Consider the following 23,117-nt stretch of genomic DNA (forward strand, 5'->3'; position numbering starts at 1 on the left):
TTCAGCCGATGCGGTATACCTTCTCAAACGCATACCTGTGTTCAGGCGATTGATACAGCTCATTTATACAAATATGAAGATCTATGATTTCTTCTTCCAGCACACTCAGGCGATCGTTTTCCGCTTCCCGCATCTCAGCCTCTAATGCATTTACAGAATGATTCAGGCTTTGCTCAGCTCGCGTTAATTCATCTTCTATATCAGAAAGCATACGGAGAATATCTGTCTTGCTTACATAACCGGACATTCGTGTACCTCCCTTTCCTCGTCTCTCCGGTTAACATTCTTTGCTCCCCAGGCTCTTTCCTTCTTCATGACAAAACTAGAAGCAAATCGCCAAACAAACAGGTATTCCACGAAAAGCTGAAGTTTTCGACAAAAACACCTGCAAAAATTGTATGATCCTCCTCCTTAATGCAAACGATACTTGTGAGGAGGTGCCGTATGGAAACTAGACCGAAAAAAGCCGGCCAACAAAAAAAGACTGAATCAAAAGCAATCGATTCTTTAGATAAAAAATTAGGCGGCCCGAACCGCCCTTCTACGTAAGAAGCAAGGAATTTCCTTGCTTCTTTATTTTTTCAGCCAATGTTCCACCGCAAAAAGCGCATGAAGCTGGCGCTTTTTATGTAAATACCAGTCTGTCAATTCAATCTGCTTCGGCAATTCCTCGCGCCTAAAGAACGTTTTCTTTATCTTTCCATGAAACCAATCTGTTTTCGTTCCGTCTAATGAGTGGATTACCTCAGGGTAGCATGTCCTTAGCATAGGAGATGTTCTCTTTGTAATCCCGATTATCTTTTCCATATCAAAACGGGAACCTGTGTGCGGCACTGTGTGCAAAAAGTGATAAAAAGCGGAAAACAATTCTGGCTTGAACAGCAATTCAGACAGCTGCTTTCCCAGCCTTATCCTTTCCTCCGCCTTTGAAAAGCGTTTCACTGAAATGCCGTAAAGAAACCCGTCTGAGGAAGGAAAAATAACGGTGTTAAAATGAAACCAGTCACTTAAATAAAAAGGAATCGTGTCAAAAACATTCTTTTTAAACGAAGGATTTTGTATAATAGGTGTTTGGATAGTGTTTTGTTCATTTATAATGAGGGCATACATTAGCCGCTCTGTGTTTCGCTCATGCCAAAAACGGGCCCATTCTTCCGACATAAATTGTGAGACGCCAAACACATGCAGAAGATGAAACAGCGGTTTCCCGACTTTTTTGGACCAGTGGTACAAAAGAAGCTGCGGATAGGCATCCGAAAAAATAAGCCAGTTCGCTCTTTCGTAGGCTAAAAAGAACCATTTTTGCTGTCTCTCACGGAGTCCAAGCTGAAACAGACTGCCTTTTAAGTCAGTCATTGACCAGCCGGCATTACGAGAAACGAAAGAAGCTAAGAGTGACCATTTGATTTCCGGATGACGGTCATAAAATGCTTTATATGCATTTGTTCTTGAAATGTTATCTGCGTTTTTTGTTTTTGTTTGCCGCTCAATCCGGCTCAGAAGCTTTCTGATGGTCTGTTGTTCTTGCACGTTCATTCACTTCCGTCATGAATAGTTTAATAAGGAGGATGAGAAAGTGATTCGGTATCCTAATGGAAAAACATTTCAGCCGAAACATTCGGTTTCATCCCAAAGCAGTCAGAAAAGGGCCCCGTCATACAGTAATCGCGGAATGACCCTCGAAGATGACTTAAACGAAACGAATAAGTATTATCTGACAAACCAAATTGCCGTTATACACAAAAAGCCGACACCTGTTCAAATTGTAAATGTCCATTATCCAAAAAGAAGTGCCGCAGTGATTAAAGAAGCTTATTTTAAACAATCATCGACAACAGACTACAATGGGATTTACAAAGGACGGTATATTGATTTTGAGGCGAAAGAAACGAAAAACAAGACCTCTTTCCCCCTGCAGAATTTCCATGACCATCAAATCGAGCATATGAAGCAGGTAAAGGCTCAAGACGGTATTTGTTTTGTTATTATATCCGCTTTCGACCAGGTTTATTTTTTGGAAGCCGATAAGCTGTTTTATTTCTGGGACAGAAAAGAAAAAAACGGCAGAAAATCAATTCGAAAAGATGAGTTGGAAGAAGCGGCTTATCCGATTTCTCTTGGATACGCACCTAGAATTGATTATATTAGTATTATTGAACAGCTTTATTTTTCGCCATCATCTGGTGCGAAAGGTTGATTAACGAAAGGTTGAGATGTTATGTCAGATCAATTTAACAGCCGTGAAGCTCGACGAAAAGCGAACAGCAAGTCGAGTCCTTCACCAAAAAAAGGAAAGAAACGAAAAAAGGGCGGATTGTTTAAAAAGACCCTTCTCACTTTACTCATTCTGTTTGTTTTAGGCGTTGTCGGCGGTGCCGTTACATTTGCCGTCATGGTTTCAGATGCGCCAAAACTGGATGAAAGTAAATTGAAGACGCCTTATTCATCAACAATATACGATAAAAACGGAAAAGAAATCGCTGAAGTCGGCGCTGAAAAACGGACCTACGTGCCGATAGATCAAATTCCCGATGTTGTGAAAGAAGCCTTCATCGCGACAGAAGACGCTCGTTTTTATGAGCACCACGGGATTGACCCTGTCCGTATCGGCGGCGCCTTAGTTGCAAACTTTACAGACGGCTTCGGAGCTGAAGGCGGAAGTACGATCACCCAGCAGGTCGTCAAAAACTCCCTTCTTTCACATCAGAAGACGTTAAAACGGAAGGTGCAGGAAGTATGGCTTTCGATTCAGCTGGAGCGCAATTACTCTAAAGATGAAATTTTAGAAATGTATTTAAACCGGATTTATTTTTCTCCTAGAGCATACGGAATCGGAAAAGCAGCGGAAGAGTTTTTCGGCGTCACAGATTTAAGCAAATTGACTGTCGAACAGGCTGCCACACTGGCAGGCATGCCGCAGAGCCCAACAGCATACAACCCGGTTAAAAACCCGGATAAAGCGGAAAAAAGACGGAACATCGTCCTCAGTCTGATGAAAAAACAAGGATTCATTTCTGATTCTCAATACAACAAAGCGAAAAAAGTGGCAGTGAAAGACGAAGGCATTGTGTCACAGAAGGAATATGAAAAAACAAACTCAAATAAATACAGCGCGTTTGTTGAAGAAGTCATGAAAGAAATTGATGAAAAATCTGATGTCGACCCATCTGCTGACGGATTAAAGATCTATACGACATTAGATACAAAAGCACAAGATAAACTAGATGAATTAATGGACGGAGACACTGTCGGATTTACTGAAGGTATGCAGGGCGGCGTTACGCTTCTCGATACAAAAACCGGAGAAGTCCGCGCGATTGGTGCGGGAAGAAATTCTACGGTTGGAGGCTACAATTACGCGACCCAAGCTAAGCGACAGCCTGGATCTACCATTAAACCTATTCTCGACTACGGTCCAGTTATTGAAAATAAAAAATGGTCAACTTATGAGCAAATTGATGATTCAGCTTACACGTATTCAGATGGAACACCTATTCGAGACTTTGACCGCAGATATAAAGGACCAATGTCTATGCGTGAAGCACTGGCACAATCTCGTAATATTCCAGCTTTAAAAGCATTCCAAGCAGTCGGAAAAGATACAGCGGTAGACTTTGCCAATGGACTTGGACTGGGATTAGATAAAGATACTGTATATGAATCCTACTCTATTGGAGGATTCGGAAAAGGGAATGTCGGTGTCTCTTCACTGACAATGGCAGGAGCATACAGCGCCTTCGGAAATAACGGAACATATAATGAACCGCATTTTGTAAAGTCTATTGAATTTAACGATGGCACAAAGCTTGACTTAACACCAAAATCAAAGTCAGCAATGAGCGATTATACTGCGTTTATGATTACAGATATGCTGAAAACAGCTGTTAAAACAGGTACTGGACAGCTTGCACAAGTACCCGGTGTAGAAGTAGCAGGAAAAACAGGGACGACCAACTTTGAAGAAAGTGAAATCCAAAAGTACAATATTGCAAGCGACGGTGCTCGAGATTCTTGGTTTGTCGGTTACACACCGCAATATACAGCAGCCGTCTGGACGGGTATGGAAGAAAACGAAGCTGGAAAGAAATCTCTTTCAACTGAAGAACAAAAAGTTGCAAAGCGCATCTTCGCCCAACTCATCGCCGATGTCGATGACGGAAGCGGATCATTTGAGAAGCCTGACAGCGTAGTGGAAGCCACTGTAGAAAAAGGCTCTAATCCGGCAAAACTGGCAGGGCCAAATACGCCAAGCGATAAGAAGCTCACAGAGTACTTTGTTAAAGGCACAGCTCCTTCTACTGTTTCTAAAACATATGAGAAAGAAGAAAAAGAGGAAACAGCTAAACTGTCTGGTTTAAACGTGAAATACGATAAAGACAATCAATCTTTAACGTTAAGCTGGAATTACGACGGAGATGCGACCTTTGCTGTTAAGCAATCTGTTGATGGCGGCAGCTACTCGGAAATTCAAAACAGCTCTGCAAAAGAAGCAGTCATTTCGGGTGTGCAGCCAGGATCTGTGTACAAATTCGAAGTAACAGCCTTCAGTGATGATGGCAAAAGCACAGCTTCCACATCCTATGAGGTGCCAAAAGCTGAAGACGATGAAGATAAAAAAGACCAGCAACAAACGGATGATGAAAAACAAGATGATGAGAAGACTCAGGATGATACACAAACTGATGATTCTCAAAAAGATGACGGTCAGACGGATCAAGATCAGACAAATGATTCAACAAACGATCAAGACAATAAACAAGACAACACGAACACAAATCCGTCCGACAACAGTAACCAAGACCAATCAAACGATAACGACAACAGTAACAACCAGGATACGTCGGATGGTGATTCGAACTCTGGTAAAAATGATTCATCAGGTTCTGACACGAATAAAAATAAAACAGACACATCTAATAAAGCACAAACAAACTCATCATCAACTGAAAAAACAAATTAAACAAAAAAGCCGTCACCCTTCGGGTGATGGCTTTTTTTGTTCATAAAAAAACCTCCCCTTTTAAGAGAAGGTTTTATCGATTCATCGCATGATATTTATAAAAATGCTTTTTCATTTCAGTAAACAGCTCATCCAGCTGAATAAAGCAATGATATTGGGTCGGCTTGAGGAGGATAAATTCCACTCGTTCGGCCCAATTGATCGGCATTACGGGAAATGATTTCTCCGTCAGTTCTGCCCAATCAAGAGATTTCACCCGCTCACCTGCTGTCCAATGAAACGAAGCAAGCAAACACACAATGCCCTTCAGCATGTCATTTTGATCGCATCTCGATTTTCGTGTTTGAAAGACAGGCAGAAGTGATTCTTTAATGTCTTCCCACACATTAAATAAAAGCGGAACATACTTGCCTCTGTCCTCCCATGGCAAAACACCTTGAGATTCCGTGCTGAAATCAAAATACACAGGGTTAACCAGCAAGACATCTTTCATATCCGGGGAGATCACCGGGCCAAGACTGCGCAAGTATTCCTCATAGGAAGCCAACTCTTCTTTCGCTTGCGTCATCGTTTCACCAGTCCTTTTTTATCTCTCTTCTGCCCTTCTCTGCATAAAGAAAGCAGCGGACATTCCGCACAGCGCGGAGATTGGGCTTTACAGTGATATCTGCCGAAGAAAATAAGGCGGTGATGCGTAACGGACCAGTCTTCTTTTGGAACCTTGCGCATCAGCGTCTTTTCAACTTCCAGCACTGAGTCCTTCCACCGGCAGATGCCCAACCGTTTGCTGACCCTCTCCACATGGGTATCTACGGCGATGGCCGGCACGCCAAAGGCAACCGATACCACTACATTAGCAGTCTTTCTTCCGACCCCTGGCAGTTTAACAAGCTCATCGCGGTCCCTCGGCACTTCTCCGCCGTACTCTTCAATAATCATTTTACTCAGTTTTTGAATATTTTTCGCTTTATTACGATATAAACCGATTGATTTAATATCTTGCTGAAGCTCTTCCAGCGGGACAGCCAAATAGTCTTCCGGCCGTTTATATTTTTGAAATAATGTTTTGGTCACTCTGTTTACAAGTGCATCTGTACATTGAGCAGATAAAGCGACAGCCACCACTAATTCAAAAGGATTGGAATGAACCAGTTCACACTCCGCATGAGGAAACATGTCACCTATCTTGTCCAAACAGAATTCAATTTGTTTTAGATTTAACACGATTGTCACCTTTTCACTTTATTGTTCAAGCCAATTGTAAAAAGGAACCTGCCTTTTATACTCTTTTTGCGGTTCATTCTGCTTTGCTTGTACCCGCCGGAATTTTTGGCTGTGTATTTTTGCCTGCTCCACAGTTTTCAGCCCGTTTTTCTTCCATTCAAACAAAATCCGGTCAATGTAGCGGAAACTGAGTTTTCCTGACAGTACAGCCTCTTTTAACGCGTGTTTGATCAGTTGTGCGTCATGCTGATCCTGGTCCTGCCAGATCGCCAGCGTTTCACACTCTAAAGGTGATAACGGCCTTGCGAACTCTTCCTCAAAAATGGTATAAAGGCTTTTTTGTTCCCCTTCTGCTTTTCTTTCCTGTGTTTGATTCTGTACAAGCTGAATATACTCGTACAGCTTGCCCCATAAAGGCTGGAGAGAATACTTCTCAAATTTGATGCCGTTTTGATCCTCGCATTCTTCAATAAACAGAAAGCCTTTTTGAATAAACATGCGCAATCTGTTTGTACATTCCTCAACAGAAATTGACATACCTTCCTGCAGCTGATTCGGTGTAGGAAAATATGATCCTTTTTCTAAATGCATTTTAATTTTTAACAGCAGAATAAGTTCTGTTTCATTAAGTCCAAGCTGTTTATAATGCGTTAGCAGAAGATTGGGGATTGTTGATGTTCCATGCTCCTGCATATCAATAAATTGCTGTTTTTTCATCGTCACACCTCTTACTGTAAAGGATTGTGATTTCCCCTTTACTGTAAAAAGTCTCCCTTGCAGGAGACTCTTTTTTGTTTCATTTGAATGTATTACGGATACAGACGGTTTAATAGTCTTGGGAACGGGATCGTTTCACGAACGTGAGGCGCTCCGCTAATCCAAGCTACTGTCCGCTCTAATCCAAGACCGAAGCCTGAATGAGGAACTGATCCATATTTTCTAAGTTCAGCATACCATTTATATGCGTCAGAATCCAGTCCATGTTCTGTAAGACGCGATTCCAAAAGTTCCATATCGTGAATCCGTTCAGATCCGCCAATGATTTCTCCATAGCCTTCCGGTGCAATCAAGTCAGCGCAAAGCACGACGTCCTCACGGTCAGAAGCCGGCTGCATATAGAACGGTTTTAAAGACGTCGGATAGCGAGTGATGAATACCGGTTTGTCATAGTGTTCAGCAATTGCTGTTTCATGAGGCGCTCCGAAATCATCTCCCCACTCGATATCGTCAAAGCCTTTTTCTTTCAGAAATTCAATCGCTTCATCATACGTGATTCTTGGGAAAGGAGCTTTGATTTGCTCAAGTTTTGACGTGTCTCTTCCCAATGTGTTTAATTCAATTTTGCAATTCTTAAGAACGGATTGCACGATGAAAGAAACATAATTTTCCTGTACTTGAAGGTTTTCTTCAAACTCTACAAACGCCATTTCCGGTTCAATCATCCAGAATTCGATTAAGTGGCGTTTTGTTTTAGACTTTTCCGCTCTGAATGTCGGTCCGAAAGAGAATACTTTTCCTAAAGCCATTGCCGCAGCTTCCATGTAAAGCTGGCCGCTTTGAGACAGATACGCATCTTCATCAAAGTACTTTGTCGCAAAGAGCTCTGTTGTTCCTTCAGGTGCACTTCCAGTCAAAATCGGCGGATCCACTTTTACAAAGCCTTCGTTATTAAAGAATTCGTAAGTCGCGCGAATGATTTCATTACGGATTTTCATGATCGCATGCTGGCGCTTTGAACGAAGCCATAAATGTCTGTGATCCATCAAAAATTCCGTACCATGTTCTTTTGGTGTAATTGGATAATCAGTCGCTTCGTGAATGACTTCAATATCTGTCACAGCTAGTTCATATCCAAGCGGGGAACGCTCGTCCTCTTTGACAATCCCTTTTATATAGAGTGACGTTTCTTGAGTCACTGATTTAGCTGTTTGGAAAATGCTTTCTTCCACTTCCGCTTTTACTACGACACCTTGAATAAAACCAGTACCGTCCCGAAGCTGTAAAAATGCAATTTTCCCGCTTGAACGCTTATTAGCGACCCAAGCTCCGATCGTTACTTCCTCACCTACGTGCTTGTACACTTGGTTGATTGTTGTTTTCAACATATTTCCCTCCAAAACAAGAAAGACATTCGGAAGCTCATTGCCCCGCGAACTCTTTTATCATCACTTTATTATACCCGCTCTTAACTAACCGGGTCAATGCAGATAAAAAGCGGCTTTCTGTCAGCCGCTTTTTTCACTATTAGCTATGTTTTTCGACAAAACGTTTGATTCTTTCAATCGCTTTTTCAAGAAGATCTAGCGAGGTGGCATAAGAAAGACGGACATTTTCAGGAGAACCGAATCCGGATCCAGGAACAATCGCAACTTTTTCCTCCTCGAGAAGCGCTTTAACAAATTCATCTACATCTTTGAAACCGCAAGATTGAGCCGCTTCTTTTGCATTCGGGAACAAGTAAAAAGCACCCTCCGGCTTCACACAGCTGAACCCAGGGATTTCTACGAGCTTTGCATAGATCGTGTTTAATCTATGTTCAAAGGCTTCTCTCATTTCTTCCAATGGCTCAGAAGGTCCGTTATAAGCAGCAATCGCCCCGTACTGTGCGATTGATGTCGGATTTGACGTGCTGTGGCTAGCAAGGTTCGTCATCGCTTTTATAATGTCTTCAGCTCCAGCCGCATAGCCAATTCGCCAGCCCGTCATGCTGTGTGACTTCGATACGCCGTTTATAATGACCGTTTGCTCTTTCAGTCTGTCAGACAGCTGTGCAATGGAAACATGTTTCTTTCCGCCGTATGTAAGTTTTTCATAAATTTCGTCAGACACAATTAGGATGTCATGTTCAAGGCATACTTCACCAAGCGCAGACAGTTCTTCTTCCGTATACATGACTCCAGTCGGATTGCTTGGAGAGTTAATAACGATTGCTTTTGTTTTTTCCGTAATCGCATTTTTTAGCTGCTCAGGCGAAATTTTGAAGTGATTTTCTTCAAGTCCTTGTACATAAACAGGCTTTCCGCCAGCGAGTTTCACCTGCTCCGGATAGCTTACCCAGTAAGGCGTCGGAATAATGACTTCATCTTCTTCATCCAAAATCACTTGGAAAAGGGTGTACAGAGCATGTTTGGCACCAGTGCAGACAATAATTTGAGACGGTTTGTATTCAATATTCTGGTCGCGTTTAAATTTCTCTGCAATGCTGTTTTTCAGTTCAGCCAAGCCACCTGAAGGCGTATATTTCGTATGGCCTTCGTTCATCGAACGCACAGCGGCATCAATAATGTGCTGCGGTGTATTGAAGTCCGGCTCGCCTGCGCCTAAACCGATGACATCATGGCCCGCGGCTTTCAGTTCTTTCGCTTTCGCTGTGATTGCCAGTGTAGTTGATGGTGTTAATGCGGATACTCTTTTTGCCAGTTTCAACTTGAACTCCCCCTAATTCGTCTTAAGGCGTGATATTTTTGAGAATCTTTCCAGTTGTAAAGTCCACATAACTTAAACTGTATTGACCTTCTTTGTCTAAGTACGTCACTTCCCATAGCAGAACGTTACCTTCTCTTGCCAGATGAACCTCTTTTTGTTTTGAAACCAGCCCTTCATCCTGTATGATTTTCGCCGCTTTGTCTTCCGAGATTCCCTCTTTTGCTTCTTTTGAGAGAATTTTTGCTTTTTTATTAGCAGGAACCCAGACATATAAGGCAGTGCCTTTTTTATCCGTACCCTTGACAACATAATATTTTTCTTTTCCGACAAATGTTTCGACTTGATCAACATTGGCGAGATCGGTTTCTTTTTTAGCTTCAGCAGCTGCTGCTTCGTGCCCCTCTTCCTTTTGTGCCATGGCTGATTTATAAATGCTTGCCGAGACAAGAAGTACTGCTAAAAAAATAATACCAAAAATGACGGTAAATATTAATGCTTTTTTTCTCATCTTCTCACCTACGTACGATAAATGGTAAAAACGGCTTGGTTTTTGTTTTCTTCATCAAGTGCAAGACCGAACATCAGATTGTCTCTTTTCAGTGTCCGATTCAGTGTGTCCACAATTTTATACAGATCATCAGAATGCTCTACATTAATTGTTGAAAGAATCTCGATTTTACTTTCCATTTTTTCATCCTCCAGTTTGAACAAATATTGTTAGTCATACTCCATTTCAGGACACGCCATACTAGTATCACAGAGCGGGAATAACCGCTTTTAAATAAAACACCATCCTACTCCCACACCGCAAAAGCCGCTTTATGCGGCTTTTATTTATTTTTCCCTGCAACATAAGCTTCAAGCTCGCTGTCAGTCATTTCGAATACTGAGGTTGTCGGCAAGGCATCAAGAAACAGCCGGCCGTATCCAGCGGTTTTAATCCGTCTGTCCAATATCATAATCGTTCCTTTGTCTCCCGCAGTACGCAGCAAGCGTCCGACTCCTTGCCTGAAGGTCAGTACAGCCTCCGGTAATGACACTGTTTGAAACGGATTCTTTCCTTTTTTGCGGGCAAGCTCACATTTTGCAGCATGAAGCGGGTGATCTGGGGATCGGAATGGGAGCCTCACGATCATTACTGTTGTCAGCTCATCACCAGGGAAATCAACGCCTTCCCAAAAATGATTTGTTCCAAGCAGGATCGCCTGATTGGATGTTTTAAAAGTTTTCATCAGTTTGCCGGGACTTCCGCCTGTAATCCCTTGTGCCAAGAGCTGAATGCCGGAAGCACTCATGATATGCTTAAGCTCCTGGTGGACCTTTTTCAGCATCTCATGGGATGTAAACAGCACAAGGATTTTGGGCTGTTTTTCCTTTGCCATCAGTTCGATATAACGAGCCGTATCCTGGATAAATTCAGTTTGTCCTGTATCCTGAATTGACTTCATTTCCTTTGGAATCATCACCTGCATGCGCTCATCATAAGAAAAGGGCGACTCAATTCTCATTGTCCGCGGGAAAAAGTCACTCAGTCCCAGTCGTTCAATCATAAATTGAAAAGAGCCTTCGACTGTAAGGGTTGCAGACGTTAGCACCACACTATTTTTGCGCGCGAAAAACTGATCAGCCAGAAGTTCCCCAGGTTCAAGGGGCTGTGCGTAAATGGCCACTGCATTTTTCGCACCTTTAGCATCTATTTCAATCCAAACCGCTTCATCGTCATCGCACCCAAAGAACAGCTTCTGCAACGTCTGACAGTAATGCTGCAAACCTTTCATGCTTCTTTGGTATTCATCGGCCAAAAAGACAGTTTTGCTCTTCATACCCTTCAGATGTTTTTCTATCAGGGACGACTGTGCCTCAAAAAGCTGCTGCAGGTGTGTCAGCATGGAACAAAGCCTCTCCGCACCATCCGTTAAGATCGACCAGCTTTTATCCTGGCTTTCTTTGTTCACCTTAAAAACTAGACGGTTTAAGTCCTCTTTAGGTTTTCTTCGTTTGACAAAAGAATGAACAGAGCTGAAGAAAGCATCACTTTCTGCTTGAATGTGCTGAAGCCACTCTTCCAATTCGAAAAATGAATCAACCGGCAGGCTGTTTCGCTGGAATAGCTGTCTCATTTTTTTTAGAAGTCCCTGCTCCTTCAGAGTGCCGATCCTGCTCAATTTCGTATGCAATTCTATGTACGTGGCTCTTTTTCCTAAATGTTCACTTGCCGCTCGTTCAAAGTGATGTGCTTCATCAATAATAAATGTGCCGCTTTCGGGGAGCCTTTTTTTCTGGCTGCCTTCATCGGTCAGCAAAAGGGAATGATTGGTGATCACCAAATCGGAACGTATAGCGATCTGTTTGGCCCGCTCGTAAAAGCCGGTCACATGCTCATTGCGGCTTCTTTTATAGGAGTCATCGTCATACGCCAATCTGTCCCACAGCAACTTTCCGCCTGAAGGCAAATTCAGTTCCGCTACATCCCCTGTATTTGTCTCTGTCAGCCAAACGAGAAGCTGTGCCTTTGTCAGTACCGCATCATAATTATCATCTTCTTCATGAAGCACCTGCTCGAATTTATACAGGCATAAATAATGCGATTGTCCTTTTAAAATCGCCGCTGTTACCGGAAATGGAAACAGTTCTTGGACAATCGGCAAATCCTTTGTTAGAATCTGCTGCTGTAAAAGCGTCGAATACGTGCTGATAATGACCGGCTTTTTTGATTTCTTGGCAAAAAGCGCAGCCGGAATAAGATAGCCAATCGTTTTTCCGATTCCCGGAGGAGCTTCAATCAGCGCATGCTCACGATTGGCAAACGCTTCAGCCACCTCTTTCATCATCATCATTTGGCCGTCTCTTTTTTCATACCCGGGCATTAACTCTGACAGCGCTTTTTCATTTTCCGCTTCCCATCGTTCGATCTCAAATGAAAAGTTCCCGTCCTCATTCACACGAACATCGATCGATTCAGGTTCTCTGACAGAAAAGGAAGAAAAGCGTGTATAGCCCGGTATCTCGGTTTGTCTGTTTTCATTAATGAACATATCCAACAAATGCGTCAGATCACTGATGAAATGCTGCGAAAGCCTTCTTAACTGCTTTAATGTCGGATAAGGAAGCTGCCGCAGCTTTTCAAGGATTTCCAAAAAAATAAGCCCTGTCACTTCAGCATCGCTGTCAGCCCGGTGCGGCTGATCATGCCGCAGCTGAAGCTCCTCGCTTAATTCCGTCAGCTTATACCCTTCAAATCCCGGAAAAACAATCCGTGAAAGTTCGACAGTATCCAGCACTTCACAATCTGGGAGCTGAAAACCCGCCTTATGAAGCTCATACTTGACAAATCCAAGGTCAAAATGAATATTGTGAGCGACAAAATAAGCGCCCTCAAGCAATTGGAAGACTTCTTCAGCGACTGCTTCAAATGGCTGTTCATTCTCTACCATTTGACTAGAGATTCCAGTAAGCTGCTCAATAAAAGCAGGGATTGGTTTATTTGGATTAATGTATTTTGAAAACCGCTCAGTAATTTGTCCATTTTCAATTACAACCGCTGCGATTTGTATGATTTTATCGCCTTTCTTCGGCGAATTCCCTGTTGTCTCTACGTCTATTACAACGAATCGTTGCTTATTCATTAAAATGGACACCTCAATTCTTGCATACGACAAAAGTGTAACACGTTTTGTACGGAAATGGAGCGGCAAAACCGTTTTACTCTCAAAATCTTAAAAGAAAACCCCCGATAAAGGGGGCTTTTCTTCTACAAAATTGTACGGGCTGGTTCGTTCCCCAGCATTTGTTCAATTTTGTTTTGATCATTGAGAACAGCCACTTTTGGCTCGTGGCTTTCCGCTTCTTGATCAGACATCATTTTGTAGGAAATAATAATAACCTTATCTCCTTCCTGCACAAGGCGTGCGGCTGCACCGTTTAAGCATATGACGCCGCTTCCCCGTTTACCAGGAATAATATACGTTTCAAGACGTGCTCCATTATTATTATTCACAATTTGTACTTTTTCATTAGGAAGCATTCCCACCGCATCAATGAGATCTTCATCAATTGTAATGCTTCCCACATAGTTCAGGTTTGCTTCCGTAACAGTTGCCCTGTGAAGCTTGCCGCTCATCATTGTTCGATACATATTATATTCTCTCCATTTCTCGAATATCAATAATGATATTATCTATTAAACGCGCTTTTGAAAAAGCAACTGCAACAGCGAGAATCATCTTTCCGGCAATTTCATTCACAGGTTCGAGTTCCGGATAGGAATAAAGCTCTATATAATCTATCGCTCCGCTTGTCGTTTCAATGATTTCTTTTGCAGCTTTTATCACCGCTTCCGGGTCTCTTTCACCGGCTTGGATCAGCTCCGCACTGGTTTGCAGGGCCCGATACAGCTTAGGCGCTTCCTTTCTTTCCTCAGCTGTTAAGTATACATTGCGGGAGCTTTTGGCTAAGCCGTCTTCCTCTCTCACCGTATCGACAGCAACCAATTCAATATCCATGAAAAAGTCGCTGATTAAGCCATCAACAACAGCTACCTGCTGCGCATCCTTTAAACCGAAATAGGCACGGGTCGGCTGAACAAGATTGAACAGCTTCGTCAGTACGATCGCAACACCGTCAAAATGTCCCTCTCTTGAGCGCCCACATAACACGTCTGTGCGTCTTTCTACATGAATCGTGACATTCTTTTCACCGGGATACATATCATGAGCATCCGGCGTAAAAAGAATATCGACTCCCGCGTTTTCCGCAAGAGCTGCATCCCGCTCAATATCGCGTGGATATGCTTCAAAATCTTCATTAGGGCCGAATTGTGCAGGATTGACAAAAATACTCATAATAACAGTGTCGTTTTCTTGTCTAGCTTTGTCTGCTAAGGTTAAATGCCCCTCATGCAGAAACCCCATCGTCGGAACAAATCCGATTGACCTGCCCTCTGATTGGTATTGTTTTATCGCTTCTTTCAGCTGTGAAATATCAGTAATCTGTCTCATCTTATTTTCCCCCGTACAAGCCGTTCAGAACTGTCTGGTTCATTTGAAAGGAATGCTTTTGTTCAGGGAAAGCACGATGTCGTACATCCTGAACATATCCGCTGATTGCTGTTTCGATGGTTTCGTCAATGCGCGTATATTGCTTTACGAATTTAGGTGTTCTCTCAACACCGTGGCCGATTATATCATGATAAACGAGAACTTGTCCGTCCGCTTTCACACCAGCCCCGATTCCGATGACCGGGATGCTTAGCGTCTCGGCAATTTTGGCTGTTAGTTCCGCCGGTACACATTCCAGCACAAGCATCATAGCTCCTGCCTCTTCGCATTTTATACTGTCTTCTATTAATTTTTTGGCGCTTTGTTCATCTTTGCCCTGTACTTTATATCCACCCAATACGCCGACTGACTGCGGAGTTAAACCTAAGTGACTGACTACTGGAATGCCACCAAGCGTCAATGCGCGAATGGATTCAAATACGCCTTCTCCGCCCTCAAGCTTTAGTGCGTCTGCTCCGCTTTCCTGAACGATAGCCGCTGCATTTTTCAGCGTATCTTCCTTGGAAAGATGATAAGACATAAAAGGCATATCTGTCACAATAAAGGTATTCGGCGCTCCCCTTTTAACGGCTTTTGTATGATGAATCATGTCCGCTACTGTCACACCGACAGTTGAATCAAGGCCGAGAACGACCATTCCGAGTGAATCACCGACTAAAATCATGTCAACTCCCGCTTGTTCAGCAAGCTTAGCTGCCGGATAATCATAAGCGGTCAGCATGACGATCGGTTCTTCAGACTCCTTCATTTTTAGAAAATCCAGTTTTGTTTTCATGTTTTCTCCTCCTCATGTTTAGAGGAGATGAGCTGCCGTTTTCTTCTGCAAGCCAAAAAACCTTCCGTTACAACGAGAAGGATCCTTCACTTTCTAAAGTTCGGCGAGTTTCATCCCTCTGTCCCAGTCCTTTTTTGGATCAAGGCAGACTGCTGCAATGTCAATCTATTTTAATAATAGGTGCAGTTCGCAGGCGATACTGCCCAATGGAAGTATACCAAAATCAACGGGCTTGTACCAACACATTAGCCCAATTCAATATCGGCAGAATAGATTTTTTTCATGCCTTCATTCGTTTCTAAAAGCAGAACGCCTTCATCATCTATACCTAACGCCTTCCCGTAAAAGGTTCCGTTTAACGTTCTGGCTCTCATATTAGCGCCAATTCCGAGCGCATAGCTTTCCCATAAAAGCTTAATCGGCGTAAATCCGTGTGTCATATAATCCCGGTACCGTTTCTCAAAGCAAAGTAAAATTTGCTGGATGACGCCAGCCCGATCGACTTTTTCTCCAGCGGCTTGGCTGAGGCTTGTCGCGATGTCCTTCAATTCATCTGGAAAATCAGCAGGCTGCTGGTTAACGTTAATGCCGATTCCAATGATCACTGAACGTACGCGGTCTTCTTCAGCCTGCATTTCTGTTAGGATGCCGACTGTTTTTTTTCCGTTAATTAAAATATCATTAGGCCATTTAATATCCGTTTGGATGCCTGCCGCCTCTTCTATTCCCTGCACAACAGCTACTGCAGCAAGCAGTGTGAGCTGGGGTGTTTTTTGGAGCGGGATGTCTGGCCGCAAAATCAGGCTCATCCAAATGCCGTTTCCTTCTTGAGAATGCCATACCCTAGACATTCGGCCCCTTCCGGCTGTTTGTTTGTCAGCCACCACGAGGGTGCCTTCCGGTGCATTATTATTCGCAAGCTCATGAGCCGATTTTTGCGTGCTTGAAAGAACGTCATGATAAATAAGATGCTGCCCCATCATGTCCGTTTTTAATCCAAAGCGAATTTCGCTTTCACTGAGTTTCCCGGGCTTTTTGATGAGCCGATATCCTTTTCTTCTTACGGCTTCTACTTCATAGCCCTCTTTTCGAAGCTCTTCAATATGCTTCCATACAGCAGTTCTAGAACAGCCGAGTGCATCACTGATTTTTTGGCCGGAAATAAATTCTTTGCCGGCCTGAGCAAATAATTCAATAAGGTCTTTTCTTAATGTTGACCGCATGTCTTCAGCCACTCCTCTATGTGTTTCTTTTGATTGGAGAGCTTTCCTGTCACAACAGCCTGCTCGATCCTCTGTAATTCTTCCGACACCCATTTTCCGGCCGGCCGGTTTCGAAGCGCAAGCAAATCCTTACCCGTGAGATCAAGATCCTTAAGGCTTTTGATCGGCAGGTTTTGATAAGCGTATTGAATGTCCTTCAGTTTTTTTTCATCCAGTGTTTTGTTTTGCCGCAGCTGCGATATTTTGGCCGCTGAGAGCAGTGATTTTTCCCCAGCTCTGTACATTGACATTGCGTCAAGGCTCTGGCCAAACGTATCGGCAATGTGAATGGCTTCCTTCATCACTTTTCCCGGGAGCTTCCAGGCTTTCAGGAAAAGAGGCGCGTCTTTCAAGACGATGTCGAGGTCAATTAAAAGAGCTGCCCAAAGCTCCTCACGTGATGTTAAAGAGAAGAATGGAAACTCACTCGCTGAAATCAGGTTTTCTCGTTTATGATACAAACCAGGCAGCTCTTCATACAGCCTCGTTTGAATAAGCGTTTGAAGCGCTTGGCGGGAAGCTCTTCCCTGCAGCAATTTCTCGAACTCTATTGTTTTTCGTTCGACTGAAACATGGGAGAGGAGAGATTTTTCTATCGAAATGGCTTTTTCTGTTTCCGGTGAAAGCGTAAAGCCAAGCTGGCTCATAAAGCGTACGGCTCTCAGCATACGAAGCGCATCTTCTTGAAATCTGTCCTCGGGCTTTCCAACGGTTCGAATCACTTTTTGATCAATATCTTTCCTGCCGCCAAAATAATCAAGCACCTTCCCGTCCGCTGTCATGGCCATCGCATTGATCGTCAAATCTCTGCGTTTTAAATCCTCTTCTAATGATGAGATAAATTGCACTTCTGACGGTCTTCTGTAATCCACGTAATCAGACTCAGTCCGGAATGTCGTGACTTCATAGGTTTCATCTTCCCAGAGCACAATGATGGTCCCGTGCTCTTTGCCTACATCAACAGTCCGCTGAAACAGCCGTTCTACTTGATCAGGTGCCGCATCTGTCGCGATATCGACATCTCCGATCGTTCGTTTCATATAACTGTCACGAACTGCGCCCCCGACAAAATAAGCCTGATGGCCCGCTTCGATTAAGGTGCGGAGCACGGGAAGTGCTTTGATAAAAACTTTTTCCATGTGATCACTCCGGTTCTGCTAAATCGGCATAAATCTGTTCATACTGACTGACAATTTTCTTGGAGGAAAATTCATTTTCAAGCATCTCTATTGCCGCCTTTGTAAAACGACTGCTTAGCTGTTCATCTTCTAAAATGCTCATCGCGCGGGCTGTTGCGCCTGCAACATCACCGACATCCACCAAAAATCCGCTCACATTGTTTTTAATAACCTCCGGGATACCGCCAATGTTCGTTCCGATACAAGGCACCCCGCAAGCCATCGCTTCCAGAAGGACAAGGCCAAAACTTTCTTTTTCAGACAGCAGCAGCTTCAAATCGCTAATAGAATAAAGTTCTTCAACACGGTCTTGATTACCAAGCATTAAGACTTGGTCTTCCAAGCCATATTTTCTGATAAGCTCGCAGGCTGTCGATTTTTCCGGACCGTCTCCGACTAAAAGCAGCTTCGCTTTCGTTTTACCGGCGATATTACGGAACACACGAATGACATCCTGCACGCGTTTGACCTTTCTGAAGTTGGACACATGGATGACGACTTTTTCATCTGGTAAGATTCCATGTTTCTCTTTAATTGTTGTTGTGTTTTTCTTCAGATACACGCGCTCGTCTATAAAGTTATAAATCGTTTCGATTTTTTTCTCCGGTTTAATTAAATCATATGTTTCAGCTGCAAGCGCTGAAGAGACGGCAGTTACCCTGTCTGATGACTCGATGGCAAAACGGATCAGATCTTTTAGAGACGGGTCATAACCTAATACCGTGATATCCGTGCCGTGCAAAGTTGTGACGATGCCGATATTGCGTTTCAGCATCTGTTTTGCAAGATAGGCGCAAACAGCATGCGGGAGAGCATAGTGAGCATGGATAATGTCTAAATTCTCCCGCTCCGCCACCTCAGCGATTTTGCTTGCCAATGTCAAATCATACGGAGGATACTTGAAAACAGCATATTGATTAACCTCAACTTCATGAAAATGAATATTGGGATGATATGTATTCAGTCTAAACGGAATGCTTGATGTGATGAAATGGATTTCATGTCCCTTTTCAGCAAGCTGCTTCCCCAGTTCTGTCGCAATGATACCTGAGCCTCCGACGCTCGGATAGCATGTGATCCCTATTTTTAGTTTTTTCATTGTTCGCCCCCAAGAACATCATGATCTAGCATCAGCATCCGTTTGGAAAAGAAACCTTCTGCATACTCCACGCCCGCTTCTTTACCGTAAAGCTTTTCTCTCGCTTCGACGATCTCGATATAACCATTCGTCAGTGGAGTAGAAACTGAATCCTTTGACGGGATAAACTGGCTTTTATAGGCATTGAGGCTTTGTTTTTTTGCCTCTATTGTATCCGAGATATCAATGACAAAATTCGGCTGATGAAAACCATTTATCATATAATAGTAAACCTTGCTGACTTTATGCGCCGGAAGGCTTTTTTCGTCTTTATATTTATGGATTCCAGCGGAAAAAATCGCTTCTTCCACCAGTGCAGCCGCATTGCCGTGATCCGGATGGCGATCCTTTTTATACGGCATAAAAACCGCTTTTGGCCGGTTGGTTCTGATCACTGTAACAATCGACCGAATTGCCTGATCGCTCATCATTAGGCCGCGGTCCGGAAGCGTCAGCTGAATCCTTTTATCTGCGCCTAATATGCGTGCTGCTTCAGCTGCTTCTTCTCTACGCAAACTGACCGTACCGTTAGAAGAGAGTTCCGCTTCTGTCAAATCGCATATCATTACTTTTTTTCCCTGTTTGACAAACTTCGCTATTGTACCGCCCATTCCGATCTCGACATCATCACTGTGGGCGCCGAAAGCAAGAACGTCAGCATTATACATTCGGCTCTTCTCCCCGAAGAAGGTCGCGGAATTCGAAAACACCTTCATCAAGTGTCCGGACAAGAATTTCCGCAGTACCCATATTTGTGGCGAGCGGAATGGAATACACATCACACAACCGGATTAATGCCGAGACATCCGGTTCATGCGGCTGCGCGGTCAGCGGGTCGCGCAAAAAAATGACAAGATCGAGTGCATTAGCTGCGATCAGTGCTCCGATTTGCTGGTCTCCCCCTAGAGGACCGGATTGAAAACGTTCAATTTGAAGGCCTGTCGCCTCTTGAATTTTCAACCCTGTGGTTCCGGTCGCGTACAGATCATGATGCTTCAAAATATCCCGATAGGCAGTCGTAAATTGAACCATATCCTGTTTTTTCTTGTCATGCGCGATTAAAGCAATTTTCATCGTTTCTCCCCCCGTCTAATCAATGATATTTTCTAGTCCGTACACAAGCTGATCAATCTTCATGACTTGTTCGACTGACAGCTTAACACCTGACATGAAAGAAGCGCGATTATAAGAATCGTGTCGGATCTGAAGCGTTTGGCCATCCATGCCGAACATGACCTCTTGATGTGCGATCAGCCCCGGAAGACGGACGCTGTGCAAGCGAATACCGTTTTGCTCCGCTCCTCTAGCTCCTGGGAGAATTTCTTTTTCATCTGGATGTCCTTGCTGCTTTTCTTTACGGACTTCTGAAATCATTTCCGCTGTTTTAAGCGCAGTTCCGCTTGGTGCGTCAAGCTTCTGGTCATGATGAAGCTCAATAATCTCTACATCTTCAAAATAGTTGGCAGCCATTTTTGAAAATTTCATCATCAGCACCGCGCCCAGCGCAAAGTTTGGAGCAATGATGGCTCCGATCCCCTTTTCTTCTGTTAAGGACGTGAGCTCTTTTAAATCAGCTTCTGAGAAACCGGTTGTTCCGACAACTGGACGGACGCCGTGCTCTAATGCGATTTTTGTATGTACTTTTCCGATTTCAGGCGTTGTTAAATCAATCAAGACATCCGGTTGTGTTTCTGTAAAACAGGCATGGATATCTGTGTAAATTAAAGCATCTGACTCAACAGGCATCACATCAGATAATTTTTGCTGATCGTATGTATGGTCTATAGCACCGACAAGGTCAAAATGAGGGGTTCGTTCTGCCAATTTAACAGCTTCCTGCCCCATTCTTCCACGCGGCCCTGCAATGACTACTTTAATTGTTTCGTTTGACATCTTGATCTCCTCTACTTTCCTTCTTCTTTTCTGGTCCAGCGATCTTTATCTCTTGTATTAAATTTATGCATGACTCGGTCGTGGGCTTCCTCTAAAGAGATATCAAGAGAGTTGGCTAAACAAACCAATACAAATAGCACATCGCCCATTTCCTCTTCCATGCTTTTATCGTCTTCAGTCGCTTTTTTTGGTTTTTCTCCGTAGCGGTGATTGACTTCTCTGGCAAGTTCGCCCAGTTCTTCAGTCAGCCTTGCCACCATGGCTAGCGGGCTGAAATATCCTTCTTTAAACTGGCCGATGTAACGGTCTACTTCAGCCTGTATGTCTTTCATTGTTTTATCACTCACTGAAACGAAACCTCCTATCATCCTCTTACATGTTAGCTAATTCAGATACGTTTGACAAATGTTTAAGCACGTTTGCTGTTTTCTTTTTCATCCACTATAATATAAACGCTATCTAATGGAAGGAAAAGGGGTTTTGTGTGATGCTTGGAGAAATTAGATTAAAAAACATATTTTTCATTTTAATCGGAGCGGCAATTTTTTCATTTGGCTTGGTTCATTTCAATATGCAAAACAATCTGGCTGAGGGCGGTTTTACAGGTATTACACTTTTGCTTTATGCTCTTTTCCACATCAGCCCCTCTATCTCGAACCTAGTGTTAAACATTCCGATTTTTTTTATTGGCTGGCGTTTGCTCGGCAGGACAATGTTTGTTTATACCCTTGTCGGCACTGTGGCCTTGTCTTTGTTCCTCAGCATCTTTCAGCGATATGAAATCCATATGCCCCTTCAGCACGACTTAGCGCTCGCCGCTTTATTTGCCGGCGTATTCATTGGAGCCGGACTGGGAATTATTTTCAAGTTCGGCGGTACGACAGGCGGTGTTGATATCATCGCACGTTTAGTGAATAAGTATTTTGGAATCCCGATGGGCAGAACAATGTTTGCTTTCGATGCCTGCGTCATCATTTTGTCTTTGCTTACTTATCTCTCCTATAAAGAAGCGATGTATACGCTGGTAGCTGTATTTGTAGCGGCAAGATTAATCGATTTTATTCAGGAAGGCGGATACGCTGCTAAAGGCGCTACGATCATTTCATCGAAAAACGACCTGATTCAGAAAAAGATCCTTGAAGAAATGGAACGGGGCGTCACCATTTTGAAAGGACAAGGCTCCTACACAAAAGAGGATATAGATGTACTTTATTGTGTGGTGCCGAAAAACGAATTGGTGATGCTGAAAAGCGTGATTAACTCCATTGACCCTCATGCCTTTGTAGCCGTAAGCGATGTCCACGATGTGCTCGGAGAAGGATTTACGCTTGATGAAAATAAAAATCCGCTTCCACGCTGACATGTAATAGAAAAAAGGCGGCTGACCGCCGCCCCTCATCCTTATTTAGGGTAGTCCCGTTTTTTCAGCTTGTTTTTTTCCGCCTTGTACTTTCTGTAGCCGACATAGGTGAGAGCTGTAATGATGATACTGCCGGTTGTAATCATCACCCACAGTAAAGACGGATCGGCATCATCCTCCTCCGCCCTGTCAAACAAATTTTTCAGGTCATGCTGAAGAAGGGAAAGCCGTTCAAGCTTCGTGCTCTCTGTCATTTGTTGAAATTCCCCTTGTTCAATAACATCTATATGTTTTCCGACTGTTTCCAGCTTTTCCTCTGATACATCGATTGTAAGACTTGGGTAAATCAAATCATATAAACTGATAAATTCATTCCATTTTTCATGGAAGCTAGTGCCTTCATTCTTTTGGACATCTCGCTTCAGCTCAGTAAAGGCTTCCATAATCGGTTTTTCCAGTGAACCCCAAAGTGGGTCAGACCGGTTGTCAACCGCATCCATCAGCATTCTGAACTGCGCGGCTGCTCTGAGTTTTTGCGTGTCTGATGTATCAGCCTGCTTTAAACTTCGAACCATATCATTATAGCCCAGTGTGATTTGACGGATTTGGGCTCCTGTTAGCATGGAATCTTGCTGTTTTTTCTCAGCGGATTTTAATGTTTTCTCAAAATAACCCAGGACTTGCAGCGCCTCTTCATATTTCGACTGACGGGTCATTTGAAAGACCGTATCGGATAAATCATTCAATTCCTCGAGGCTTCCCCGCTCTGCAGCCTTGGCATTTCCATTATAAAAAATAAGAGCAATCAACAAACAGATCGTCAGCTTTCGTTTCATGCAGGTCC

At 43.4% G+C, this 23,117-nt stretch carries 25 protein-coding genes; 4 read left to right on the forward strand and 21 right to left on the reverse strand.

Features of this window, described 5'->3' with window-relative positions:
• Position 1: 1 nt before the first annotated feature.
• Complete coding sequence (locus JQX68_RS11415) at positions 2-247, reverse strand: DUF5446 family protein (RefSeq protein WP_014664372.1); 246 nt, start codon at positions 245-247, stop codon at positions 2-4.
• Positions 248-444: 197 nt separating this feature from the next.
• Between JQX68_RS11415 and sspM the strand changes: the two genes are divergently transcribed.
• Positions 445-549, forward strand: a complete 105-nt coding sequence (sspM, locus tag JQX68_RS11420; RefSeq protein WP_147772168.1) for an acid-soluble spore protein SspM — start codon at positions 445-447, stop codon at positions 547-549.
• 24 nt (positions 550-573) lie between these two features.
• Here the strand turns inward: sspM and JQX68_RS11425 are convergent, their stop codons facing one another.
• Positions 574-1,536: a DUF2515 domain-containing protein gene (locus JQX68_RS11425; protein WP_040082801.1), complete on the reverse strand. Its 963-nt coding sequence runs from the start codon at positions 1,534-1,536 to the stop codon at positions 574-576.
• A gap of 40 nt (positions 1,537-1,576) precedes the next feature.
• Between JQX68_RS11425 and recU the strand changes: the two genes are divergently transcribed.
• Both recU and JQX68_RS11435 read left to right on the forward strand, forming a co-directional pair.
• Positions 1,577-2,197, forward strand: a complete 621-nt coding sequence (gene recU, locus JQX68_RS11430) for a Holliday junction resolvase RecU (RefSeq protein ID WP_014664374.1) — start codon at positions 1,577-1,579, stop codon at positions 2,195-2,197.
• 21 nt (positions 2,198-2,218) lie between these two features.
• Positions 2,219-4,960, forward strand: a complete 2,742-nt coding sequence (locus JQX68_RS11435; protein WP_147772169.1) for a PBP1A family penicillin-binding protein — start codon at positions 2,219-2,221, stop codon at positions 4,958-4,960.
• Positions 4,961-5,033: 73 nt separating this feature from the next.
• On the opposite strand, the gene JQX68_RS11440 is transcribed toward JQX68_RS11435, so the two are convergent.
• The 18 genes from JQX68_RS11440 to JQX68_RS11525 form a co-directional block, all read right to left on the reverse strand.
• On the reverse strand, positions 5,034-5,528 hold the full coding sequence (locus tag JQX68_RS11440) for a YpoC family protein (RefSeq protein ID WP_040082798.1): 495 nt from the start codon (positions 5,526-5,528) through the stop codon (positions 5,034-5,036).
• The gene (gene nth / locus JQX68_RS11445) at positions 5,525-6,184 is read right to left on the reverse strand and encodes an endonuclease III (protein ID WP_014664377.1); all 660 of its coding nucleotides are present in this window, start codon (positions 6,182-6,184) and stop codon (positions 5,525-5,527) included. Before nth ends, JQX68_RS11440 begins: the two co-directional genes overlap by 4 nt.
• A gap of 18 nt (positions 6,185-6,202) precedes the next feature.
• Positions 6,203-6,901, reverse strand: coding sequence for a DNA replication protein DnaD (gene dnaD / locus JQX68_RS11450; protein WP_014664378.1), 699 nt, complete (start codon positions 6,899-6,901; stop codon positions 6,203-6,205).
• A gap of 92 nt (positions 6,902-6,993) precedes the next feature.
• On the reverse strand, positions 6,994-8,286 hold the full coding sequence (gene asnS, locus JQX68_RS11455) for an asparagine--tRNA ligase (RefSeq protein ID WP_040083776.1): 1,293 nt from the start codon (positions 8,284-8,286) through the stop codon (positions 6,994-6,996).
• A 142-nt stretch (positions 8,287-8,428) separates the two neighbouring features.
• Positions 8,429-9,610, reverse strand: a complete 1,182-nt coding sequence (gene aspB, locus JQX68_RS11460; protein WP_014664380.1) for an aspartate transaminase AspB — start codon at positions 9,608-9,610, stop codon at positions 8,429-8,431.
• 22 nt (positions 9,611-9,632) lie between these two features.
• Positions 9,633-10,118: a cell wall elongation/penicillin-binding protein regulator TseB gene (gene tseB, locus JQX68_RS11465; RefSeq protein ID WP_014664381.1), complete on the reverse strand. Its 486-nt coding sequence runs from the start codon at positions 10,116-10,118 to the stop codon at positions 9,633-9,635.
• A gap of 8 nt (positions 10,119-10,126) precedes the next feature.
• Complete coding sequence (locus tag JQX68_RS11470; protein WP_003225588.1) at positions 10,127-10,297, reverse strand: YpmA family protein; 171 nt, start codon at positions 10,295-10,297, stop codon at positions 10,127-10,129.
• Between the two features lie 143 nt (positions 10,298-10,440).
• Entirely contained in the window at positions 10,441-13,236 is a 2,796-nt protein-coding gene (dinG, locus tag JQX68_RS11475) for an ATP-dependent DNA helicase DinG (protein ID WP_014664382.1), read from the reverse strand.
• A 125-nt stretch (positions 13,237-13,361) separates the two neighbouring features.
• Positions 13,362-13,745 carry an aspartate 1-decarboxylase gene (gene panD, locus JQX68_RS11480; RefSeq protein WP_014664383.1) on the reverse strand — a complete coding sequence of 128 codons (384 nt, stop codon included), beginning with the start codon at positions 13,743-13,745 and terminating at the stop codon, positions 13,362-13,364.
• Between the two features lies 1 nt (position 13,746).
• Positions 13,747-14,607: a pantoate--beta-alanine ligase gene (panC, locus tag JQX68_RS11485; protein ID WP_014664384.1), complete on the reverse strand. Its 861-nt coding sequence runs from the start codon at positions 14,605-14,607 to the stop codon at positions 13,747-13,749.
• Between the two features lies 1 nt (position 14,608).
• The gene (panB, locus tag JQX68_RS11490; protein ID WP_014664385.1) at positions 14,609-15,442 is read right to left on the reverse strand and encodes a 3-methyl-2-oxobutanoate hydroxymethyltransferase; all 834 of its coding nucleotides are present in this window, start codon (positions 15,440-15,442) and stop codon (positions 14,609-14,611) included.
• Between the two features lie 245 nt (positions 15,443-15,687).
• Entirely contained in the window at positions 15,688-16,665 is a 978-nt protein-coding gene (locus tag JQX68_RS11495) for a biotin--[acetyl-CoA-carboxylase] ligase (RefSeq protein WP_147772170.1), read from the reverse strand.
• Positions 16,650-17,843, reverse strand: coding sequence for a CCA tRNA nucleotidyltransferase (locus JQX68_RS11500; RefSeq protein WP_071580477.1), 1,194 nt, complete (start codon positions 17,841-17,843; stop codon positions 16,650-16,652). Before JQX68_RS11500 ends, JQX68_RS11495 begins: the two co-directional genes overlap by 16 nt.
• 4 nt (positions 17,844-17,847) lie before the next feature.
• Positions 17,848-18,981, reverse strand: a complete 1,134-nt coding sequence (gene bshA / locus JQX68_RS11505) for an N-acetyl-alpha-D-glucosaminyl L-malate synthase BshA (RefSeq protein ID WP_069839233.1) — start codon at positions 18,979-18,981, stop codon at positions 17,848-17,850.
• Positions 18,978-19,688 (reverse strand): bacillithiol biosynthesis deacetylase BshB1, encoded by a 711-nt coding sequence (gene bshB1, locus JQX68_RS11510; protein WP_147772171.1) that lies wholly within the window; start codon positions 19,686-19,688, stop codon positions 18,978-18,980. Before bshB1 ends, bshA begins: the two co-directional genes overlap by 4 nt.
• Positions 19,681-20,094 carry a methylglyoxal synthase gene (gene mgsA / locus JQX68_RS11515; RefSeq protein ID WP_014664390.1) on the reverse strand — a complete coding sequence of 138 codons (414 nt, stop codon included), beginning with the start codon at positions 20,092-20,094 and terminating at the stop codon, positions 19,681-19,683. Before mgsA ends, bshB1 begins: the two co-directional genes overlap by 8 nt.
• A gap of 15 nt (positions 20,095-20,109) precedes the next feature.
• The gene (dapB, locus tag JQX68_RS11520) at positions 20,110-20,913 is read right to left on the reverse strand and encodes a 4-hydroxy-tetrahydrodipicolinate reductase (protein WP_014664391.1); all 804 of its coding nucleotides are present in this window, start codon (positions 20,911-20,913) and stop codon (positions 20,110-20,112) included.
• A gap of 11 nt (positions 20,914-20,924) precedes the next feature.
• Positions 20,925-21,260, reverse strand: a complete 336-nt coding sequence (locus tag JQX68_RS11525) for a nucleotide pyrophosphohydrolase (RefSeq protein ID WP_014664392.1) — start codon at positions 21,258-21,260, stop codon at positions 20,925-20,927.
• A 140-nt stretch (positions 21,261-21,400) separates the two neighbouring features.
• On the opposite strand from JQX68_RS11525, the gene JQX68_RS11530 reads away from it, so the two are divergent.
• Complete coding sequence (locus tag JQX68_RS11530; protein WP_003230635.1) at positions 21,401-22,273, forward strand: YitT family protein; 873 nt, start codon at positions 21,401-21,403, stop codon at positions 22,271-22,273.
• A gap of 41 nt (positions 22,274-22,314) precedes the next feature.
• Here JQX68_RS11530 and ypjB read toward each other — a convergent pair whose 3' ends face one another.
• Positions 22,315-23,109 (reverse strand): sporulation protein YpjB, encoded by a 795-nt coding sequence (ypjB, locus tag JQX68_RS11535; protein ID WP_014664393.1) that lies wholly within the window; start codon positions 23,107-23,109, stop codon positions 22,315-22,317.
• Positions 23,110-23,117: the final 8 nt, after the last annotated feature.

The sequence above is a fragment of the Bacillus sp. LJBS06 genome, assembly GCF_016924995.1.
In the GTDB taxonomy this organism is placed as follows: domain Bacteria; phylum Bacillota; class Bacilli; order Bacillales; family Bacillaceae; genus Bacillus; species Bacillus stercoris.

Excerpts from the sequence above, each read along its gene's own strand:
- JQX68_RS11495 (WP_147772170.1), bottom strand. The coding sequence starts at position 16,665 with ATGCGGTCAACATTAAGAAAAGACCTTATTGAATTATTTGCTCAGGCC.
- bshB1 (WP_147772171.1), bottom strand. The coding sequence starts at position 19,688 with ATGTATAATGCTGACGTTCTTGCTTTCGGCGCCCACAGTGATGATGTC.
- JQX68_RS11440 (WP_040082798.1), bottom strand. The coding sequence starts at position 5,528 with ATGACGCAAGCGAAAGAAGAGTTGGCTTCCTATGAGGAATACTTGCGC.
- panB (WP_014664385.1), bottom strand. The coding sequence starts at position 15,442 with ATGAAAACAAAACTGGATTTTCTAAAAATGAAGGAGTCTGAAGAACCG.
- panD (WP_014664383.1), bottom strand. The coding sequence starts at position 13,745 with ATGTATCGAACAATGATGAGCGGCAAGCTTCACAGGGCAACTGTTACG.
- dnaD (WP_014664378.1), bottom strand. The coding sequence starts at position 6,901 with ATGAAAAAACAGCAATTTATTGATATGCAGGAGCATGGAACATCAACA.
- JQX68_RS11470 (WP_003225588.1), bottom strand. The coding sequence starts at position 10,297 with ATGGAAAGTAAAATCGAGATTCTTTCAACAATTAATGTAGAGCATTCT.
- tseB (WP_014664381.1), bottom strand. The coding sequence starts at position 10,118 with ATGAGAAAAAAAGCATTAATATTTACCGTCATTTTTGGTATTATTTTT.
- panC (WP_014664384.1), bottom strand. The coding sequence starts at position 14,607 with ATGAGACAGATTACTGATATTTCACAGCTGAAAGAAGCGATAAAACAA.
- sspM (WP_147772168.1), top strand. The coding sequence starts at position 445 with ATGGAAACTAGACCGAAAAAAGCCGGCCAACAAAAAAAGACTGAATCA.
- bshA (WP_069839233.1), bottom strand. The coding sequence starts at position 18,981 with ATGAAAAAACTAAAAATAGGGATCACATGCTATCCGAGCGTCGGAGGC.
- JQX68_RS11500 (WP_071580477.1), bottom strand. The coding sequence starts at position 17,843 with ATGGAAAAAGTTTTTATCAAAGCACTTCCCGTGCTCCGCACCTTAATC.
- dapB (WP_014664391.1), bottom strand. The coding sequence starts at position 20,913 with ATGTCAAACGAAACAATTAAAGTAGTCATTGCAGGGCCGCGTGGAAGA.
- JQX68_RS11415 (WP_014664372.1), bottom strand. The coding sequence starts at position 247 with ATGTCCGGTTATGTAAGCAAGACAGATATTCTCCGTATGCTTTCTGAT.
- JQX68_RS11435 (WP_147772169.1), top strand. The coding sequence starts at position 2,219 with ATGTCAGATCAATTTAACAGCCGTGAAGCTCGACGAAAAGCGAACAGC.
- JQX68_RS11530 (WP_003230635.1), top strand. The coding sequence starts at position 21,401 with ATGCTTGGAGAAATTAGATTAAAAAACATATTTTTCATTTTAATCGGA.
- mgsA (WP_014664390.1), bottom strand. The coding sequence starts at position 20,094 with ATGAAAATTGCTTTAATCGCGCATGACAAGAAAAAACAGGATATGGTT.
- JQX68_RS11425 (WP_040082801.1), bottom strand. The coding sequence starts at position 1,536 with ATGAACGTGCAAGAACAACAGACCATCAGAAAGCTTCTGAGCCGGATT.
- ypjB (WP_014664393.1), bottom strand. The coding sequence starts at position 23,109 with ATGAAACGAAAGCTGACGATCTGTTTGTTGATTGCTCTTATTTTTTAT.
- dinG (WP_014664382.1), bottom strand. The coding sequence starts at position 13,236 with ATGAATAAGCAACGATTCGTTGTAATAGACGTAGAGACAACAGGGAAT.